The sequence below is a fragment of the Bacillus nitroreducens genome, from assembly GCF_964021195.1.
This window is the reverse complement of record NZ_CAXHYI020000003.1, coordinates 3677860-3698350: the sequence shown is the minus strand read 5'-3', so window position 1 is coordinate 3698350 and position 20491 is coordinate 3677860. Positions and strand designations below refer to the sequence as shown.

Genomic DNA, 20491 nt, shown 5'->3' with positions numbered 1-20491 from the left:
CATGAAACAGAAGGTCAAGAATAACAATATAAATAGAGGAGCAGCATTTATTAGTATAATATTTGCTTTGCTCTTTTTTATATTGATGACAAGATTTGTTTATATACAAGGTACAGGTACGGTTGATGGTGTCGTCTTAGCCGCTTTAGCAGAAGAAAAATACACAAAACAACGAACGATTGAAGCACACCGTGGAAGCATTTATGATCGAAAAGGTAATGCAATTGCTGAAGATACTTCTTCTTATACAGTTGTTGCAATTCTTGATGAGGAATTAACTGTAAATGAAGATAATCCTAAGCATGTTGTTGATCCACAGGAAACGGCACGAAAACTAGCACCCCTTTTAAACATGGAAGAAAGTAAAATGTATAATATTTTAACACAACCTGAAAGGAAACAGGTCGAGTTTGGTTCTTATGGTAGTGATATAAGCACATCACTTAAGCAAGAGATCGAAGCTTTAGAATTACCTGGAATAGCGTTCAGAAGAGAGTTGAAACGCTACTATCCGAATGGGACCTTTGCTTCGCATCTTGTAGGATATGCCCAAAAAGTAACGGATGAGAAAACAAAAACTACAGAAACTGTCGGTATGCTTGGAATAGAAAAAAGCCTAGATAAATATCTTCAGGAAAAAGATGGTTATATGAAATTCCAAAGTGATACGAAAGGGTATAAGTTACCAGACGCAAAAGAACAGATCATTCCACCTGACAATGGAAGTGATGTGTATTTAACAATCGATCAAACCATTCAAACCTTTTTAGATGACGCTATGAATACGGCAGTTAAGGAGTATCAGCCTGAAAAGGTAATTGGAGTTGTTGCAAACCCGAAGACGGGTGAAATCTTAGCAATGGGAACAAGACCAAGCTTTGATCCAAACGTCAGAAACATAACAAATTACTTGAACGATGTGATTTCGTATCCTTTTGAACCAGGTTCTACGATGAAGATCTTTACACTAGCAGCAGCGATTGAAGAAGGTGTTTATAATGGAAATGCTACCTTCATGTCTGGAAGTTATACTGCTGGTGGAGAAACAATCCGTGACCATAATAGAGTTGGTTGGGGTTCAATTACCTATGATGAAGGTGTACTTAAATCGTCAAACGTTGCATTTGCAAAGATTGCAAAAGAACAATTAGGTACGGATAAATTATTAGAGTATATTGGCCGTTTTGGTCTCGACCGCCCAACTGGCATTGATTTAGAGGGGGAGGTCGAAAATCGAATAAACTTCAAATATGAGATTGATAGAGTTTCAACATCTTTTGGACAAGCGTCGTCTGTAACCCCAATACAACAGATACAGGCAGCTACAGCCATAGCGAATGGTGGAAAGATGATGAAACCGTATGTTGTGGATAAGATCGTTGATCCTGATACGAATAAAACAGTTCTCGATCACAAACCCCAGGTAGCAGGACAACCAGTATCAGCAGATACAGCTGAACAAGTATTAGATTTATTAGGTAAGGTTGTAACCGATGGGACGGGTAGACCTTATAATATAGAAGGCTATCAAGTTGCCGGTAAAACGGGTACAGCTGAAATCCCAAGTCCAAAGGGTGGATATCTATATGGAAGAGGAAACTATATCTATTCTTTCCTTGGAATGGCACCTTTGGATGATCCTAAACTAGTGGTATATGTAGCTGTTCAACAACCAAAGTTAAAAGATACAGACATTGGCAGTGAACCTGTTGCGCTCGTATTTAACCCTGTAATGAAAAATAGCTTACAATATTTAAATATCCAACCTACTGAACAAAAACAAGACGAAAATGTAAATGATTATAAAGAAATTGTGGTTGATTCGTATGTAGGAAAAACAATAAAAGATGCAAGAGCGTCAATTGAAAAACTTAATCTGAAAGCAACTGTTATCGGAAATGGGAAGAATATAGTAGATCAAATTCCTCGAGAAGGAGAAAAAATGGTTTCAAATGAACAGGTATTCCTTCTTACTGATGAAGTTGCTAATTTGCCAGATATGACAGGCTGGTCCTTAAGGGATGTAATGAGACTTGCAGATTTAACAGATATTCAAGTTTCGCATAGTGGTAATGGATATATAGTTGAGCAAAGTTTAGCACCAGGATCGGTTATAAAAGCTGGTGATAAACTAACTGTTAAACTAGAACCACCGAATACAGTAAATGAAGAACCAGTTGAAGAAGAGACTAATACGCAAGAAGAGTAAAGGGGCTGTCCGATAAGTCCTAAAAAATAAGGCAAGGGAGAAAAACGACCGTTTTTCTCCCTTGCCTTTTTGTTTTTTGGCTCTATAATATTTGTTGGGGTTTAAACAAAATTTTGTGTGCATAAAAAAACACGCAAACTCCTCATTCTTTTATACTTGAATTGTCGAGAAACAAGTCTAAAGAATGGAGTTGCGTGTATATGGATTTTACCATGATTATTCCTGGATTAAAAGGGTCTATCCTAACCAATGTTGAAGAAGTGGGCGAAGTTATCCGCCTGTACGTTGAAATGGAGCGAAAAGTACATCGGTGCCCTAAATGTAATCAAAGGACGAGTAAAATTCATGACTATCGTATACAAAAAATTCAACACTTAAAGTGGTTTGAAAGAAAAACCCAAATCTTTTATAAGCGTAGACGATATGTCTGTGAATGTGGGAAACGTTTTTCAGAGAAAAATCCTTTTGTCATGCGTTATCAACGTACCTCAATAGAATGGAATCAAGCTATATCAATTAAAGCGATTAAAGGAAAAACATTTAAGGAAACAGCTGAAATCTACGGGTGTTCATCTTCAACCATTATACGTCGATTCGATCAAATTTCACGAAGTGAAATTCATCCGGTGGAAGAATTACCTACAGTTATAGCTATTGATGAATACAAGGGTGATACCCGCGAAGGGAAATACCAGTTAATCATTGCGAATGGGATAACAAAAGAACCGATTGATATTCTACCAAATCGTTATAAACGTACGATAAAAGACTACTTAAGAAAGCACGGATCTAGAGTGCAAATAGTCATAATGGATATGAATCATTCCTTTAAAGCAGCCGTTCAAGAGGCATTGGGTAAACCTGTTATTGTAGCTGATAGATTTCATTTTTGTCGTTACATCTATTGGGGGCTTGATGGAGTAAGACGTCGAGTACAAAACCAATTTCATGGCTACGACCGTAAAAAGTGTAAACGTATGAAACATGTCTTTCATAAAGACTGCCAACGCTTAACTAAGGATGAGAAATGGCATTTAAATCGTTACTTGGAGATGTCGAATGAACTCAAACAAGCATATGAAATTAAAGAGGCATATCGTACTTGGTTTTTACGTGCCAAAGAAAACGGAAAAAACAGTATCAGTTTGGTTAAAAAGGAATTGGAAGAACTATATAAGTTAATTGAGGATTCAAAGATACCTGAAATGATTAAAGCAATAAAGACCATACAAAATTGGCAAGTTGAAGTATTAAATAGCTTTGCCTATGAATATTCAAATGGGTTTTTAGAGGGAATTAATAATTCAACCAAAGTTCTAAAGAGAAATGCTTATGGATTTAGAGTTTTTGAACGCTTTAGGGCGAAGATTTTATTAACACACAAGTATAAAAGAATTGGGGTACATATTGGTTAACCGAGTTGGTGTGATTCTCCTCTATAAAAAATGATGAATGGTACCATCCATCATTTTTTATAGAGGCCACCAAGCGTAGCGCGGTAGCCTAAAACCCCAACATTTGATTTAGAACCTGTTTTTTTCGATTTTTCTCTGAAAGTAGCTGGCGTATGCCTGCTACTTTCAATATATTGTGGGCTAATGCCACAAATCCAAACTCGACATATACTTTGTCGAGCCCCCGCAGAGAAAATCTGCGAAACGACCTATTGCCCTTGATGTGACCGAACACACTTTCTGCTTCAACTTTACGTTGAGCGTAGATAGCGGACTTTTCATCACATTCAAGGGCTGTTTTAGCCTTGGCTTTCATTTCTTCAAAAATCGTATTCCAATGAATCTGACGATTCCCTTTTGCTTTTGTGCATTGTACTTTTAGTGGACAATCGGTACAATCTTCACATTCATATATTTTAAAACTTTGCTCGTAGCCAGATTTATTCTTTTTATTCAGGTATTTTTTAAACGTTACTTTCATTCCTTTCGGGCAAATAAAATAGTCGTCATCTTCCACGTAAGTCCAATTTTTTGCGTTTTTGATGTCTTTTTTATATTTACGGGTTTGTTCCTGTACATAGCTTCCATACGGAATAAGAAACTCGAATCGTTGCTCGTTCTCATCTCCGACAGCGTAAACATAATTCTCCTCACTACCATATCCTGCATCGGCAATAACCGTTTTGGGTATCGGTAAAGAAGAAGCTGCCAGTTTTTCCATATGAGGGATGAAGCACCGAGTGTCTGTTGGGCGTTGATGTATTGTATAGTATAGAATAAACTGGTTTTCTGTTCCTACTTGTACGTTGTATCCTGGCTTAAGTTGGCCATTTTTCATATGATCTTCTTTCATACGCATGAAGGTGGCATCTTTGTCCGTTTTAGAATAACTATTACGATCACCTAAAACTTCATTTTACTAAAAAGGATGATTTTTTTGTGTGTTTTTTTAAAAGTTACGAGTCAATACTATTAAATTTTGTAACCTTGTTGATTGTAGCGGAAGGTACGAGACTCCTGCGGGAAAAGCGTGGCCAGGGGAGACCCCGCAGGAGCTTGCGACGAGGAGGCTCCCGGACCGCCCGCGGAAAGCGAGTACCTGCAGCGGAAATCAACACCAGATTTTTTAGTAAACCCAAAAAACAAAAAATGAGGGCTGTCCTCAAAAGTCATTTTTCAGTGACTTTTTGGACAGCCCCTTTTTTGGTGCATTAACCTCGATTCTCTTACTCTCGTTCTAATCAACCATGTACAAGCATATAGTTAGACGAGCCTTGGATTTTATGTTTTTTAGGGGGTACGTCTGTATGCGAGTCTCAAATGTGACAGTTCGAAGAAGATTACTATTAGTACTATTAATAGGTCTATTATTGTTTTTAATTATTGATGTGCGTTTAGGGTATGTCCAATTTTTTGTAGGGAATAAACTAACAGCACTTGCAAAGGACTCATGGAGCAGGGATATTCCATTTGAGCCAGAACGAGGCAAGATACTGGATCGGAATGACGTCGTTCTTGCTACAAATCAAAGTGCACCGACTGTTTTAGTTGTTCCCCGGCAAATCGAAAATCCTGCTGAAGCTGCGGAAAAGTTGGCTGCTGTGTTAAATATGTCAAAAGAAAAGGCGTATAAGAAAATTACTCAAAATGAATCGAAAGTCTACATCAATCCAGAGGGTCGAAAGATTTCCCATGAAAAGGCTAATGAAGTCCGTGACCTTGGTTTAAAAGGTATATACATTGCAGAGGATTCAAAACGTCATTATCCGTTTGGTAGTTATCTTTCTCATGTATTAGGTTTTGCTGGAATTGATAATCAAGGATTAACAGGTTTAGAGAAAAGTTATGATGAACAATTAAAAGGTGAAAAAGGAAGTGTTCAATTTTATTCAGATGCAAAAGGGAGAAGAATGCCAGATATTGCAGATGATTATACACCGCCAAAGGATGGCCTTGATTTAAGGTTAACCATTGATACTAGAATTCAAAGTCTAATTGAACGTGAGCTTGATAATGCAGAGGCGCAATATAATCCAGACGGGATCATTGCAATTGCGATGGATCCAAACAATGGTGAAATATTAGGGATGTCTTCAAGACCTGACTTTGATCCAGCAAATTTTCGAAATGTGCCACAAGAGGTGTACAACCGTAATCTCCCAGTATGGAGCACGTATGAACCCGGTTCGACCTTCAAGATTATTACCCTAGCTGCTTCACTTGAGGAAGGGAAGGTAGATCTAGAGAAAGAGAATTTTAATGATCCAGGTTTTGTAAAAGTTGGGGGTGCAACCCTGAAGTGTTGGAAACGGGGTGGGCATGGTCATCAAACGTTTTTAGAGGTCGTTCAAAACTCATGTAACCCAGGTTTTGTTGAACTTGGTAATAGGTTAGGAAAAGACACTTTATTTAAATATGTGAAAGATTTTGGATTTGGCCAAAAGACTGGAATCGATTTACAAGGGGAAGGTACGGGTATTCTATTTAAACCAGAAAATGTAGGACCAGTAGAGTTAGCGACAACTGCATTTGGTCAAGGTGTAGCAGTAACACCGATCCAACAGGTTGCAGCTGTGGCGGCTGCTGTAAATGGAGGAACTCTATATACCCCATATGTAGCAAAAGAATGGGTTGATCCTATTAGTGGAAAAGTTGTTGAACGGAATGAGCCTGTGGCCAAACGTCAAGTAATCTCAGAGGAAACATCAGAAAAAGTGAGATATGCCCTTGAAAATGTAGTTGCCAAAGGGTCTGGTGGTGGAGCTTATGTGGATGGATATCGTGTAGGTGGAAAAACAGGTACAGCCCAAAAATCCAAAAAAGGTGGGGGCTACCTTCAAAATAACCATATTGTTTCCTTTATTGGATTTGCTCCAGCGGATGATCCAGAAATTGTTGTCTACATTGCTGTAGATAACCCTAAAGGGACAGTACAATTTGGTGGAGTCGTCGCAGCTCCAATCGTAGGTAATATTATGCGTGAAAGTCTTCCACTCCTAGGAATTGAAAAGCGAGACAACCAAATTGAAAAAGAAGTCAGACTGTGGACAGATAAAAAATATCTTGATGTCCCTAATGTAATAGGCTTAACAAAACAAGAACTACAACAACAATTAATGAATATAAAATTAGATATTAGTGGAGAAGGAAATGTTGTTGTTGACCAGTCTCCGAAGGCAGGAGAACGAGTTCAGGAAGGAACGACATTACGCATCCATCTTGGAGAATCCGCAGATTAAAACGAATGAAAAAATGTGTAAAAGAAGCGCTATGGGATTCTTCCTTTAGGCTTCTTTTTTCTATAAAAAGGAATACCTTATAGAGAGAGGAATAAAATTTTTTATAAGGCAACCAATTCTTCAATCTCAAAATGTGAATCCAATTATACTTTCTGTAATGATTACTATAAATCATTATTATAAGATTTGAAATCCTGAGTAAATTTTTCGAGAGGAAATGGTAAAATTCATGATGAGACTCCAGGAGTTATTAGCTAACCTACATGATTTTACGGAAAAAGGTAATGCCAATCCTTTTATCACATCTCTTGAAATGGACTCAAGGGAGGTCAAGAAGGGGAGTTTGTACTTTTGTATAACAGGTAGTACATTTGATGGCCATATGTTTGCAAGCGATGCTGAAGCTAATGGTGCTGTGGCGATTATTGCGGAAAAAGAGGTGCATGTGTCCATCCCCGTTGTACTTGTAAAAGATACAAGAAGAGCGATGGCTGTTCTTGCAGATGCCTTTTACGGTCAACCCACACATCAACTGCATTTAATTGGTGTTACTGGAACAAATGGGAAAACATCAATCAGTCATATTATTGACGAAATTTTTAACGAGGCAGGAATTAAAACTGGACTTATTGGAACGATGTATACGAAGATTGGTGAACAACTGTATGAAATGAAAAATACAACACCAGAGTCCGTATTGCTACAAAAATATTTTCATAAAATGATAGAAGAACAGGTCAAAGCAGTTGTAATGGAGGTCTCCTCTCATGCATTGGACATGGGCAGGGTACATGGTTGTGATTTTAATATTGCGGTCTTTTCAAATTTAACGCAAGATCACTTAGATTACCATCACACTATACAGGAATATCGTAGAGTGAAAGGTTTATTGTTTGCTAGTTTAGGAAATCGGTTTGACAAAGACAATCCGAAGTTTGCTGTATTGAACATCGACGACCCAGCCTCGAAAGAATTTGTAAAGTCCACTTCAGCAACTGTTGTTACGTATGGATATCATCATACGGCTGATATTATGGCATCTAATATCAGAATGACTGCTTCTGGTACAGTATTTACTTTAAAAACACCTTTTGGTTCATACGAAGTAAATTTAAAATTAATTGGGTTATTTAGTGTCTATAATGTATTAGCAGCCATTACAACTTCTATTATTTCTGGGATACCGATCGCTCCAATCATTACAGCAGTGGAGAAGGTAAAAGGGGTACCAGGACGTTTTGAAATTGTGAACCAAGGACAAAATTTTACAGTGATTGTAGATTATGCTCATACTCCCGATAGTTTGGAAAATGTTTTAAAGACGGTAAAGCAGTTTTCAAAAGGGAAAATTTTCGTCATAATTGGGTGTGGTGGGGACCGAGATCGTTCAAAAAGACCGATCATGGCTAAGATTGCAACAAAGTTAGCGGATGTGCCTATTTTCACATCTGATAATCCTCGTTCAGAAGACCCAATCCAAATTTTAAAAGAGATGGAGGCCGGTGTTGAAGGTGAGTCTTATATCACAATTCCTGATCGTGAAAAAGCAATATTTTATGCTATTTCAAATGCGGGAGATAATGATATAATAGTCATTGCTGGCAAAGGACATGAAACCTACCAAATCATTGGAAATAAAACATATTCGTTTGATGACCGTCTTGTTGCTGCCCGTGCAATAAGCGAGTTGAACTAAGTACTAATCATGAAATTCTATCTAAAAAAAATCGAAGAAAATGGGTATGATAAGATGAAAAATATGAGACAAATAGCGGATAAAACCGAACAAATGAACTTAAACAACATGTTCGCACAAGCATTTACAATGACTGGAAAAGGAGGGGACAAGAATGATTGAAGAAGTAGTCCTATATTCAATCGCAATTGGATTTGTCATTAGCGTCATTCTCTCCCCAATCTTTATCCCTTTCTTACGTAGATTAAAATTTGGACAAAGTATCCGAGAGGAAGGTCCAAAATCGCATCAAAAGAAATCTGGTACACCTACGATGGGTGGCATTATCATTATGGTATCCATCTTACTCACGACTGTAGTGGTGTCAAATCGTTTTGATGAACTGTCAATTACTACATATTTACTTTTATTTGTGACATTAGGGTACGGGATATTGGGCTTTTTAGACGACTTTATTAAAGTGGTGTTAAAAAGGAATCTTGGTTTGACTTCTTTACAAAAATTACTTGGTCAAATTGTTATTGCTATTATATTTTATTTTATCTTCAAACAAAATAATTTCTCAACTGCAATCTCAATACCAGGGATAGATTTTGAGTTTGACCTCGGAATCCTTTATGTGTTTTTCATGATCATTTGGTTAGTTGGATTTTCCAATGCTGTCAATTTAACAGATGGTTTAGACGGATTAGTATCTGGTACAGCTGCAATTGCTTTTGGAGCATTTGCTGTTTTAGCATGGAACCAAGCCCAATACGATGTGGCTATTTTCTGTGTGGCTGTGGTCGGAGCTGTTCTAGGGTTCCTTGTGTTTAATGCCAACCCAGCAAAAGTGTTTATGGGTGATACGGGGTCACTTGCACTTGGAGGAGCAATAGCAACTGTTGCTATTATGTTGAAACTAGAAATTTTACTGTTATTAATTGGTGGGGTTTTTGTAATTGAAACATTGTCTGTTATCATTCAAGTGATTTCGTTTAAGACAACAGGAAAACGGGTATTTAGAATGAGTCCTTTGCATCATCATTACGAATTAGTGGGCTGGTCTGAGTGGCGAGTTGTGGTGACGTTTTGGACAGTTGGACTATTATGCGCGATTCTTGGAATCTATATTGAGGTGTGGGTTTAATTGAAAAATACAACTGAATTTACAAATAAACAAATTTTAATACTCGGACTTGCCAAGAGTGGCTTTTCTGCAGCAAAAGTTCTTCAAGAAGTTGGGGCTAATATTACAGTTAACGACCAAAAGCCATATGAAGAAAATGAGCCAGCTCAGAAACTCGAAAAAATGGGAATAAAAGTAGTATGTGGGGGTCATCCAATTGAAATATTGGATGATCATTTTGACTTTGTGATTAAAAATCCTGGAATCCCGTATAGTAATCCACTACTTGTTAAAGCGAAACAAAAGGGGATTCCAATCTTAACAGAAGTGGAACTTGCATATCACATTTCACCTGCTGATTTTATTGGGATTACGGGTTCAAATGGAAAGACAACTACAACTACTTTGATTTTTGAAATGCTACAAAAGGGTGCAAAATCACCATTAATTGCGGGAAACATTGGAACAGTTGCTTGTGAGGTAGCCATGTCCGCAAAAAAGGAAAATATCATTGTTACGGAGTTATCATCTTTTCAGCTAATGGGGATTATGGACTTTGCTCCCAAAATTGCCGTATTATTAAATATTTTCGATGCGCATCTTGATTATCATGGAACAAAAGAAGAGTATGTAAAAGCAAAGGCTAGAATCTTTGAAAATCAAACTGAAGAAGATTATAGCGTAATAAATATTGATGACAAGGAAGTTGTTTTAGCTGCAGAGAGTAGTCAAGCGAAAAAGATTCCATTTTCAACCACACAACAATTACAGATAGGCGCCTCAATTCGAGAGCAGGCTATCTATTTTAACGATGAAAAAATCATTGAAACTAAAGACATTGTCTTACCAGGACAACACAATCTTGAAAATATCTTAGCTGCTGTCGCTGTTGCAAAGCTACTTGCAACCCCAAACGAGGCGATTGTCGATGTTTTAACAAGCTTTACTGGTGTTAAGCATCGCCTCCAATATGTCACAACAACTCATAATCGAAAGTTTTTTAATGACTCAAAAGCAACGAATATACTAGCAACGAAAAAGGCGATTTCAGCTTTTGAACAACCACTTATCTTGTTAGCAGGTGGGCTTGATAGAGGAAATGAATTTGATGATCTTGTTGATGACTTAAAGCGTGTGAAGGCATTGGTTGTTTTTGGTCAAACAGCTAAAAAGCTTGAATATGCTGGGAAACTTGCTGGAATAGAAACAATAAAAGTCGTCGATAATGTTGAGGCAGCGGTAATAGAAGCTTACAATCTTTCAAATGAGGGTGATGTTATTTTACTATCACCTGCATGTGCTAGCTGGGATCAACATAAAACATTTGAAGAAAGAGGAGACATTTTTATAGACGCCGTGCATAAGCTTAAGTAAGGGCTTGGACAATTTAGATTAATTTAGCATAAGCATCAAAGCCTATGAACTCATGAGCTAAATCACACCAGAAATCAGGATTTCGAAGTTTGATTTAGCTTCCACTCGTGGGTTTTGAATAGGATGTTCTAACATCGACGTAGACACAGATTGTGGCTGGTTTTAGTCGATGTTCAACTTCTAGTCTTTTGCTTATTCCTTGCTCTGAATCTGAATGTAGAGGTGTTTTGATTGTGACCCAAAGAACAACTCCTGATATTATTTTAATTATTACTACACTCACCCTTTTAGCAGTAGGATTAATAATGGTGTATAGTGCCAGTGCAGTATGGGCTACCTATAAATTCGATGATTCGTTTTTCTTTGCAAAAAGACAACTTTTATTTGCCGGTGTTGGGGTCATCGCGATGTTTTTCATTATGAATGTGGATTATTGGACATGGAGAACATGGGCAAAAGTTCTGATCATTATTTGCTTTGTGTTATTGGTTGCGGTTCTAATCCCTGGAATCGGTATGGAACGTAATGGTTCACAAAGCTGGATCGGTGTCGGTGCATTTTCAATCCAACCTTCCGAGTTTATGAAATTAGCGATGATTGCGTTTCTGGCTAAATACCTGTCAGAGAATCAAAAGAAAATTACCTCCTTTAAAAAAGGACTAGTTCCTTCTCTATCCCTTGTATTCCTTGCATTTGGAATGATTATGCTTCAACCCGATTTAGGTACAGGAACGGTAATGGTAGGCACATGTGTAGTGATGATATACGTAGCAGGTGCAAGGATTTCTCATTTTGTTGGGCTAGGCTTGCTCGGGGTAGCGGGTTTTGTTGCTCTAATCCTTTCCGCACCCTATCGAATTAAACGAATCACTTCTTTTTTAGACCCCTGGGAAGATCCATTAGGCACTGGATTTCAAATTATCCAATCCTTATATGCAATTGGGCCAGGCGGTTTATTTGGCCTAGGATTAGGGCAAAGTAGACAAAAGTTTTTCTATTTGCCTGAACCACAGACGGATTTTATCTTTGCAATCTTAGCTGAAGAGTTGGGCTTTATCGGTGGCTCATTCGTCATTATCTTATTTAGCATTTTACTATGGAGAGGCGTACGGATTGCACTAGGTGCTCCTGATTTATATGGGAGTTTCCTTGGAATCGGGATCATCGGCATGATTGCAATTCAAGTTATTATTAATATCGGAGTTGTAACAGGCTTAATGCCTGTAACAGGAATCACTCTCCCATTCCTTAGTTATGGGGGATCATCTTTAACCTTAATGCTGATGGCGGTAGGTGTTCTTTTAAATATTAGTAGGTATTCAAGGTATTAACCCAAAAACCTAAGAATATATGTTATACTATGAAAAAAGTTTAACCCTGTTTAATGAAACAGGGTTAAACTAGTTTTAACAAAGATACTTCCAAATGGGAGGAAATGAACGTTGAAAATTATTGTAAGTGGCGGAGGAACAGGTGGTCACATATACCCTGCACTCGCCTTAATTAAAGAAATAAAAAAACTGAACCCTTCAGCTGAATTTCTCTATATAGGTACCGAGAAGGGCTTGGAGAGTAAAATTGTAACTCGTGAAGGTATACCTTTTAAAACGATTCATATTACAGGATTCAAACGGAAAATTTCCTTTGAAAATATTAAAACAATCACTCGGTTTATAAAAGGTGTTCAAGACAGTAAAAAATTAATTAAAGAATTCAAACCAGACGTTGTGATTGGAACGGGTGGATATGTATGTGGCCCAGTTGTCTATGCGGCGTCGAAATTACATATTCCAACGATTGTTCATGAACAAAATAGTATCCCTGGTCTAACAAACAAATTTTTAAGCCGTTATGTAAATAAGGTTGCAATTTGCTTTGAAGAGGCCCGTACCTATTTTCCTAAAGAAAAAGTTGTCCTCACTGGAAATCCAAGAGCTTCAGAAGTCATTGGTAAAGACGGGAAGGCTGGTCGAGCGTCTGTTGGTCTTAATGCTTCTCAAAAGTCAGTCCTGTTAGTGGGTGGTAGTAGGGGAGCAAGACCACTAAATGATGCGTTTCTAAATGCTTTACCCGAAGTAAAGAATAAAGAGTATCAATTTTTATATGTTACAGGTGAAGTTCATTATGAGAATGTAATGAATCAGGTAAAAGCAGTAGGAAATCCTGATAATGTGATCATAAAACCGTTTATTCATAACATGCCAGAAGTACTTGCAGGTGTTGACTTAGTTGTTGCTCGTGCAGGAGCAACAACACTTGCTGAGTTAACTGCTTTAGGTTTACCTAGCATCTTAGTACCGAGCCCATATGTAACGAACAATCACCAAGAAAAAAATGCAAGATCCTTAAGTGATAAAGGAGCAGCCATCTTACGTCTTGAACAGGAGCTAACAGGGAGTCAACTGATTAAGGACATTGACTCTGTCTTATTGAACCAATTAAAATTAGAGGAAATGAAAAAAGCATCCTCTCAAATAGGTATTCCAGACGCTGCAACACGACTATATAAGGAAATGCAAAAACTCGTCTAGGCATTTGTGCCATGAATCATCACAGAGCATATGATACAGTACTGTTAATCAACTAAAGGAATACTGATAGGAGGTTATTATGGACAATATTGTAAAAAAACTACAAGAGGCAAATGTAGGGAAGGTTCTAGAAAATGAACCTTTAGCCAAGCATACAACAATAAAAATTGGTGGCCCAGCTGACATATTTATTGAACCAAATAGTATTGAATCGTTAAAAAAGACACTTGAAATCATAAAAGAGCATGGAATTAAATGGAGAGCAATCGGAAGAGGTTCCAACCTCTTAGTTTCTGATAAAGGGATCGAAGGGGCAGTTATTAAACTAGGTAATGGAATTAACCATCTAGAATTAAAAGGGACTACATTAACAGTTGGTGCGGGTTATTCGGTTGTGAGCCTAGCTATCCAAATTGCGAAAAAAGGCTTATCTGGACTTGAATTTTCAAGCGGAATTCCAGGTTCAATTGGCGGAGCTGTTTATATGAATGCGGGAGCACACGGTTCCGATATATCGAAAATACTGACAAAAGCACATATTTTATTTGAAGATGGCAGCTTTGAATGGCTTACAAATGAGGAGATGGAGTATTCGTACCGCACATCTATTCTTCAAAAGAAACGCCCTGGAATTGTAGTTGAAGCAACCTTTAAATTAACGGAAGGGGATAAATCAGATATTTCGGCCGTTATGAAGAAAAATAAAGAATATCGAAGGGATACACAACCATGGGATCTTCCTTGTGCAGGAAGTATCTTCCGTAATCCACTTCCAAATTATGCTGGCCAGTTGGTCGAAAAATCAGGATTGAAAGGTTATACCATTGGTGGAGCGAAGATATCTGAAATGCACGGAAACTTTATCGTTAATGCTGGAAATGCAAAAGCACAGGATGTCCTTGATCTGATTCAATATGTAAAAGATAAAATCTTTGAATTACATGGCGTGAAAATGGAAACGGAAGTTGAAATAATTGGTCGAATGTAGTCAGTTTCTACACCCATTTCTTTGGAAAATATGATATAATACAATAACATGTATGTGTTATTCGTAAATGTACAAAAACGGCATGTATACATGCCGTTTATTCTTTGGTTCTAAAACTATTTTATGATTGGAATATTAATTTTTTATTTCTAGGTTATCCTAGAGCGGGGTGAATATATTTGGAAAAGCAAAAGGTTGTTACCATAGAAGACCGAATTCCAAAGCTAAAGCAAAGAAGAAAACAAAAAGCGAATAGACGGTTAATTATGTATATAACATTCTTCTTTCTATTGCTTTCAGGTATTCTCTATTTCCAATCTCCTTTAAGCAAAATTGGTAAAATCACCATTTCTGGCAACCGAAATATATCATCCGAACAAATCATGTCTTTAAGTAAATTGGAAGTTGGGACAAGCTTTTGGAAGGTTGATACGGATGGGGTTGCAGAAAATATAAATAAACATCCTGAAATTAAAGAAGTAACAATTGAAAAAAGACTTCCAAATCAAGTATTAATCAATGTTAGTGAATTTAAGAGGGTAGGATACATTAGTGAACAAAATACTTTCTATCCGATGCTTGAAAACGGAGAGATTATTGAAAAACCACAAATGAATGGCTCAAAAGCGATTCCAGTTGATGCACCAATCTTAGTTGGTTGGGATGATAAATTCTTTAAGCTTCTATCAAAAGAACTAAATAAAGTCCAACCATCAATTTCGAAACTTATCTCTGAAATTCATCATACTCCTACAGAATATGATCCACTTCAGATGACTCTTTATATGGTTGATGGGTATGAGGTAAAAGCAACAGTTCGAAGTTTTGCTAAAAATATTTCTGCATACCCGACGATTATCAGTGAATTAGATCCATCTTTAAGAGGGTATATTGAACTAGATGTTGTACCCACCTTCAAACCATATGAATATGAGAGCACCAACGAGGAAGAGGAGATGATAACAGATGAAGGTGAAGGGTAAGCATGTTATTCTCTCTTTTGTATGTTTAGTCCTTGGTTTTATCATTTCATTCTCGTACCAGTTTACAAAGGAACAGTTAAATTCAAGACAGATGACTGAAGAACAATGGAATGAAGAAACAAAGATTCGAGCGGAACTAAATGAACAGAATGAAAAAAATAATGAACTACAACTTAAACTGATTGAAAAACAAAACCAAATACAAGCAATAGAAGAAGAACTCGCCAATAAAGAACAAGAGCAAATTTATTATAATCTCGTTGAAGAGGTAGAAAAGTACCGCATGATTGTTGGGGAAATCGGAGTGAAAGGTCCAGGCGTAATTGTTACGTTAGAAGATGCTTCTTATGTACCATCTGGACAAGATGTGAATAATTATTTAGTTCATGAGAGTCATTTATTCAAAGTTATTAACGAACTATATATATCTGGAGCCCAAGCTGTTTCAGTAAACGGGAAAAGACTTAGCCATGATTCGTATATTTATTGTAACGGTCCTGTTGTAGTCGTGGATGGTCAACCGTACCCAGCTCCATTTGTTATTTCAGCGATTGGTGATCCAGATGTGCTTGTCCCTGCCCTAAATATGAATGGTGGAATTACAGATCAATTAGTACAGGAAAATATAGTTGTAAAAATTGAAAATAAAAATGAAATTCAAATGGACCCACTCATTAATGCAAAAAAATAAGAAAGTATATATTGTTCTAATAGAAAAGGCAGGTGGTTTTATTGGACAAAAAAAAAGGCATAAGTTTCACAGTTATTACTTGTATTTTAGGCTTTATGGTTGCTGTCCAATATCAAACCATTAAAGAACCAGAGGTACGTGATACTCGAGATCTTTGGGAATTACGGGGTGATCTAAAACAATCACAAGAGCTTTACACAGAATTATTAACCAAAATCTTTACATATGAAGCCAAGTTAGAACAGTATGAAAATGAGCGTGACGATAGTAAAATCCAAATTCTGAAGGATACCCTTGACGAATTAAAAAGTCAGGCAGGTCTAACAGAAGTAACAGGACCAGGAATCACGATAACAGTTGAACAATCGTTCAATGAAGCGGGGATCCAAGCGACCACAATTACTCCGAGTTTGTTGAAATGGCTAGTCAATGAATTGAATTCTTACCAGGCAAAGGCTATTTCAATTGACGGTCATAGAGTCATTACAACCACAGTGATTCGAGAAATTCAAGGAAGACCGAAAATTGATTCTTATTCCATAAGTCCATTGCCAATTGAAATAAAAGTCGTCGCCGATGATGCTGAGAGATTATATAACAAACTCAAAGCATCAGATGCGGAGCGTCAGTTCTTTATTGACAATTTACGCTTGAAAATTTCAAAGCCTAGTAAAGTCGTTACAATACCTGCTTATGATGACCCTATTAGAATTACAGAAATGGAACCTAATATGGAAGTAAGATAAAGTGACACTCCATACAGTGGTATCCCCCACAGTATAATTGGTAAGGCTCACAAGAAGTGGGTCACAAAGACGTTGACATAGATTTGTCGCTCATAGTCTTTGTACATTAGTTTGGGCATTTACTGGTAATTTAGTGACTCCCTATAATTTATGATCCTAAAGTAGGGACATACTATCAGTCGAATGCGGGATAAAAAGGATAAAGGTGGAACAAAGTCATGTGGCTCCCTATTTTTGGTTTAATAGTCGGAATCATCCTCGGACTGTTATCGGAATTTAAAATCCCAGCAGAATACTCAAATTACTTATCAATCGCGGTGTTAGCTGCTCTTGATACACTTTTCGGTGGTATTCGTGCACATTTGCAAAATATTTATGATCAGTCCGTCTTTGTTTCTGGTTTCTTTTTTAATATTTTATTGGCCGCAAGTTTAGCTTTTCTAGGTGTACATCTTGGTGTAGACTTGTACTTGGTAGCCGTTTTTGCTTTTGGAGTAAGACTCTTCCAAAATATTGCGGTGATCCGACGAATAATTTTATCCAAATGGAGCTTTTCTCGTGATAAAATAGAAAAAAATTGATTTTTATAAAGGGAAAACCCCTATGGTTGTTGAATATTTTTCATATACAAAATAATTATGAAAAATGTCAGTTGTTGTTCGACAAACGATATTTGAAATGGTGTTATTTGAAAGAAGGAGGTGCCACAGAATGAACAGCAATGAAATATGTGTTAGTCTTGACATCGGTACATCCAATGTTAAGGTAATCATCGGCGAAATGGTAGATGACTCACTTAACATAATAGGTGTGGGTAATGTTAAATCAGAAGGGTTAAAAAAAGGTTCAATTGTAGACATAGATGAAACCGTTCATTCTATTAAAAAGGCAGTTGAGCAGGCAGAAAGAATGGTAGGCATTTCTATTAATCAAGTAGTTGTATCCGTTCCAGCAATCAACGTACAATTACAGGATGCCCATGGTGTTGTGGCAGTTTCTACTGAGTCACGTCAAAATCGTGAAATAAGTAATGAAGATGTGTTACGTGTTATAGATGCCGCGCAATTTATTTCTCTACCACCAGAGAGAGAAATTATTGATATGATCCCGAAACAATTTATTGTGGATGGATATGATGAAATTAGTGACCCACGAGGTATGTTGGGTGTTAGACTTGAAGTGGAAGGAACGATTATTACAACTTCACGTACAATCTTACATAATTTGTTGCGTTGCGTAGAAAAAGCAGGACTTGATATCACAGCTATTTCTTTGCAACCTCTTGCATCAGGTTCAATTTCATTATCTGAAGATGAGAAAAACTTAGGCGTTGCCCTTGTTGATATTGGTGGAGGCTCTACAACGGTAGCTGTTTACAATAATGGCTATTTAAAAGAAACTAGTGTTCTTCCAGTTGGTGGTGACCATATTACGAAGGATATAGCAATTGGTTTACGAACATCTACAGAAGATGCAGAAAAAATCAAAATTAAACATGGACATGCCTTCTATGATGATGCTTCTGAAGAAGAAGTATTTGATGTTCCAATAATAGGCAGTGATCAACATGAGCAATATAACCAACTGCAACTTTCGGATATCATCGAAGCTAGATTGGAAGAGATTTTACTATTAGTTCAAAAGGAAATTAGGAAAATGGGTGTTGGAGATCTTCCTGGTGGCTATGTCCTTACTGGTGGAGTAGTGAATATGCCTGGTGTATTAGAACTATCCAATCTCGTATTACAAAATAATGTGAGAATTGCAAAGCCAGATTATATTGGAGTTAGGGAACCTCAATATGCAACTGGCGTAGGGCTATTGCAGTTCGCGTATGAGCAAGCAAGAATTCAAGGTAGAAAAATTAGCACGACAGTTCAAGTTGAAAATCCTGAAAAAAGACCTGCTAGACAGCCCCAAGCGAAAAGTCACCCTAAAAATTCAAAAGAAGAACAAAAAATTGGGAAAAAGGTTAAGAGATTTTTTGGACTCTTCTTTGAATAAGTTAGATTACAAGAGAAGTATATTTGCGAATTAGGAGGATCTTATAATGTTAGAGTTTGATACAAACGTTGATCAATTAGCTACGATAAAGGTAATAGGTGTAGGTGGCGGCGGTAATAATGCTGTAAACCGAATGATTGAACACGGTGTTCAAGGTGTCGAGTTTATCGCAGTAAATACGGATGCCCAAGCCCTTAACCTTTCAAAAGCTGAGATAAAAATGCAAATTGGTGGAAAATTAACTCGTGGTTTAGGTGCTGGAGCAAATCCAGAAGTCGGTAAAAAAGCTGCTGAAGAAAGTAGAGAACAGATTGAAGAAGCTCTTAAAGGAGCAGATATGGTATTCGTTACTGCTGGTATGGGTGGGGGAACAGGTACAGGTGCTGCCCCTGTTATAGCTCAAATCTCTAAAGACTTAGGTGCTTTAACAGTAGGTGTTGTAACAAGACCATTTACATTTGAAGGTAGAAAGCGTCAAACTCAAGCTGCTGGTGGTATTTCTGCTATGAAAGAATCAGTAGATACATTGATCGTTATTCCGAATGATCGTCTACTTGAGATTGTTGATAAAAACACGCCAATGCTTGAAGCGTTCCGTGAGGCGGACAATGTATTACGACAAGGTGTACAAGGTATCTCTGACTTAATCGCTGTACCAGGATTAATAAACCTTGACTTTGCTGATGTTAAAACAATTATGTCTAACAAAGGTTCTGCATTGATGGGAATTGGGGTTGCGTCAGGAGAAAATAGAGCTGCTGAGGCTGCTAAGAAAGCTATTTCAAGTCCATTACTTGAAACTTCAATTGATGGTGCACAAGGTGTCCTAATGAATATCACAGGTGGAACGAACTTGAGCCTATATGAAGTTCAGGAAGCCGCAGATATTGTTGCATCTGCTTCAGATCAAGAAGTAAACATGATATTCGGATCTGTCATTAATGAAAATCTGAAGGAAGAGATTGTTGTTACAGTTATTGCTACAGGTTTTACAGAGGCAGAAGTTAATCCTGCGGCACGTCCGTCTCGTCCAATCGTTAATGTGAAGCCGCAACAACCACAAGTACAGGTTACACAAAGAAGAGAAAGAGAAATTAAGCGTGAAGAGCCCGTTCAGGAAGTAAATCCACGCGGTTCTGTACATGTTGAGGATGAAATTGATGTCCCAACCTTCTTACGAAATCGAAACAGAAGAAGATAACTTCAATTTCGGAATTGCTGAAAGTGAATCATCGACGTTTACCACATAAGGTGGCTAACGTCGATGTCAATTGTCTTCGGAAATGTTCTGCATTTTCTTGGTGCAATGTTTTTACTCTCGAAGCATTCCTCGTCCTATGTAGTTCAGGCAATGACAAGAAAGCCGCTAAAGGCATGTTCTTTGCCTTTATTGACAGATTGGTTTGTGACCAAGAGAGGCTTGGTGCGAAATTTTAACGTAGTAGATTACGGAATAACTACTTACTTA

The 20491-nt window shown here is 37.4% G+C and carries 15 protein-coding genes and 1 pseudogene; 15 read left to right on the top strand and 1 reads right to left on the bottom strand.

The genetic code is table 11. The annotated features are described in order from the left end of the window. Position 1: 1 nt before the first annotated feature. Complete coding sequence (locus ACWPVE_RS21910; protein ID WP_453997121.1) at positions 2-2209, top strand: penicillin-binding protein; 2208 nt, start codon at positions 2-4, stop codon at positions 2207-2209. Positions 2210-2403: 194 nt separating this feature from the next. Further along, positions 2404-3624, top strand: coding sequence for an ISL3 family transposase (locus tag ACWPVE_RS21905; RefSeq protein ID WP_453994136.1), 1221 nt, complete (start codon positions 2404-2406; stop codon positions 3622-3624). 88 nt (positions 3625-3712) lie between these two features. Here ACWPVE_RS21905 and ACWPVE_RS21900 read toward each other — a convergent pair. Continuing rightward, positions 3713-4540, bottom strand: a pseudogene (locus ACWPVE_RS21900) (transposase); the annotation flags it as partial. A 430-nt stretch (positions 4541-4970) separates the two neighbouring features. On the opposite strand from ACWPVE_RS21900, the gene ACWPVE_RS21895 reads away from it, so the two are divergent. From ACWPVE_RS21895 to ftsZ, 13 genes are all read left to right on the top strand, one after another. Then, positions 4971-6902: a stage V sporulation protein D gene (locus tag ACWPVE_RS21895; protein WP_453997119.1), complete on the top strand. Its 1932-nt coding sequence runs from the start codon at positions 4971-4973 to the stop codon at positions 6900-6902. Between the two features lie 232 nt (positions 6903-7134). Continuing rightward, positions 7135-8598 (top strand): UDP-N-acetylmuramoyl-L-alanyl-D-glutamate--2,6-diaminopimelate ligase, encoded by a 1464-nt coding sequence (locus ACWPVE_RS21890; RefSeq protein WP_453997689.1) that lies wholly within the window; start codon positions 7135-7137, stop codon positions 8596-8598. 154 nt (positions 8599-8752) lie between these two features. Then, positions 8753-9727: a phospho-N-acetylmuramoyl-pentapeptide-transferase gene (gene mraY / locus ACWPVE_RS21885; protein ID WP_453997117.1), complete on the top strand. Its 975-nt coding sequence runs from the start codon at positions 8753-8755 to the stop codon at positions 9725-9727. Continuing rightward, the gene (gene murD / locus ACWPVE_RS21880; RefSeq protein ID WP_453997115.1) at positions 9728-11080 is read left to right on the top strand and encodes a UDP-N-acetylmuramoyl-L-alanine--D-glutamate ligase; all 1353 of its coding nucleotides are present in this window, start codon (positions 9728-9730) and stop codon (positions 11078-11080) included. A 230-nt stretch (positions 11081-11310) separates the two neighbouring features. Further along, positions 11311-12411, top strand: a complete 1101-nt coding sequence (gene spoVE / locus ACWPVE_RS21875; protein WP_453997687.1) for a stage V sporulation protein E — start codon at positions 11311-11313, stop codon at positions 12409-12411. Between the two features lie 111 nt (positions 12412-12522). Further along, positions 12523-13611 (top strand): undecaprenyldiphospho-muramoylpentapeptide beta-N-acetylglucosaminyltransferase, encoded by a 1089-nt coding sequence (murG, locus tag ACWPVE_RS21870; RefSeq protein WP_453997113.1) that lies wholly within the window; start codon positions 12523-12525, stop codon positions 13609-13611. A 79-nt stretch (positions 13612-13690) separates the two neighbouring features. Then, positions 13691-14599 (top strand): UDP-N-acetylmuramate dehydrogenase, encoded by a 909-nt coding sequence (murB, locus tag ACWPVE_RS21865; RefSeq protein ID WP_453997111.1) that lies wholly within the window; start codon positions 13691-13693, stop codon positions 14597-14599. A 179-nt stretch (positions 14600-14778) separates the two neighbouring features. Further along, a complete protein-coding gene (locus ACWPVE_RS21860) occupies positions 14779-15582 on the top strand; it encodes a cell division protein FtsQ/DivIB (protein WP_453997109.1) in 804 nt (267 codons plus the stop codon). Then, positions 15566-16273: a DUF881 domain-containing protein gene (locus tag ACWPVE_RS21855; RefSeq protein ID WP_453997107.1), complete on the top strand. Its 708-nt coding sequence runs from the start codon at positions 15566-15568 to the stop codon at positions 16271-16273. The genes ACWPVE_RS21860 and ACWPVE_RS21855 overlap by 17 nt, the downstream gene beginning before the upstream one ends. Before the next feature lie 32 nt (positions 16274-16305). Next, on the top strand, positions 16306-17019 hold the full coding sequence (locus ACWPVE_RS21850; RefSeq protein ID WP_453997105.1) for a DUF881 domain-containing protein: 714 nt from the start codon (positions 16306-16308) through the stop codon (positions 17017-17019). A 218-nt stretch (positions 17020-17237) separates the two neighbouring features. Beyond that, positions 17238-17600 carry a small basic family protein gene (locus ACWPVE_RS21845; RefSeq protein ID WP_453997103.1) on the top strand — a complete coding sequence of 121 codons (363 nt, stop codon included), beginning with the start codon at positions 17238-17240 and terminating at the stop codon, positions 17598-17600. A gap of 130 nt (positions 17601-17730) precedes the next feature. Continuing rightward, positions 17731-19023, top strand: a complete 1293-nt coding sequence (ftsA, locus tag ACWPVE_RS21840) for a cell division protein FtsA (protein WP_453997101.1) — start codon at positions 17731-17733, stop codon at positions 19021-19023. A gap of 46 nt (positions 19024-19069) precedes the next feature. Next, positions 19070-20224 carry a cell division protein FtsZ gene (ftsZ, locus tag ACWPVE_RS21835; protein WP_453997099.1) on the top strand — a complete coding sequence of 385 codons (1155 nt, stop codon included), beginning with the start codon at positions 19070-19072 and terminating at the stop codon, positions 20222-20224. Positions 20225-20491: the final 267 nt, after the last annotated feature.

Coding starts and splice junctions, on each gene's coding strand:
- ACWPVE_RS21910 (WP_453997121.1), top strand. CDS start 2: ATGAAACAGAAGGTCAAGAATAACAATATAAATAGAGGAGCAGCATTT.
- ACWPVE_RS21895 (WP_453997119.1), top strand. CDS start 4,971: ATGCGAGTCTCAAATGTGACAGTTCGAAGAAGATTACTATTAGTACTA.
- ACWPVE_RS21890 (WP_453997689.1), top strand. CDS start 7,135: ATGAGACTCCAGGAGTTATTAGCTAACCTACATGATTTTACGGAAAAA.
- mraY (WP_453997117.1), top strand. CDS start 8,753: ATGATTGAAGAAGTAGTCCTATATTCAATCGCAATTGGATTTGTCATT.
- murB (WP_453997111.1), top strand. CDS start 13,691: ATGGACAATATTGTAAAAAAACTACAAGAGGCAAATGTAGGGAAGGTT.
- ACWPVE_RS21855 (WP_453997107.1), top strand. CDS start 15,566: ATGAAGGTGAAGGGTAAGCATGTTATTCTCTCTTTTGTATGTTTAGTC.
- ACWPVE_RS21845 (WP_453997103.1), top strand. CDS start 17,238: ATGTGGCTCCCTATTTTTGGTTTAATAGTCGGAATCATCCTCGGACTG.
- ftsA (WP_453997101.1), top strand. CDS start 17,731: ATGAACAGCAATGAAATATGTGTTAGTCTTGACATCGGTACATCCAAT.
- ftsZ (WP_453997099.1), top strand. CDS start 19,070: ATGTTAGAGTTTGATACAAACGTTGATCAATTAGCTACGATAAAGGTA.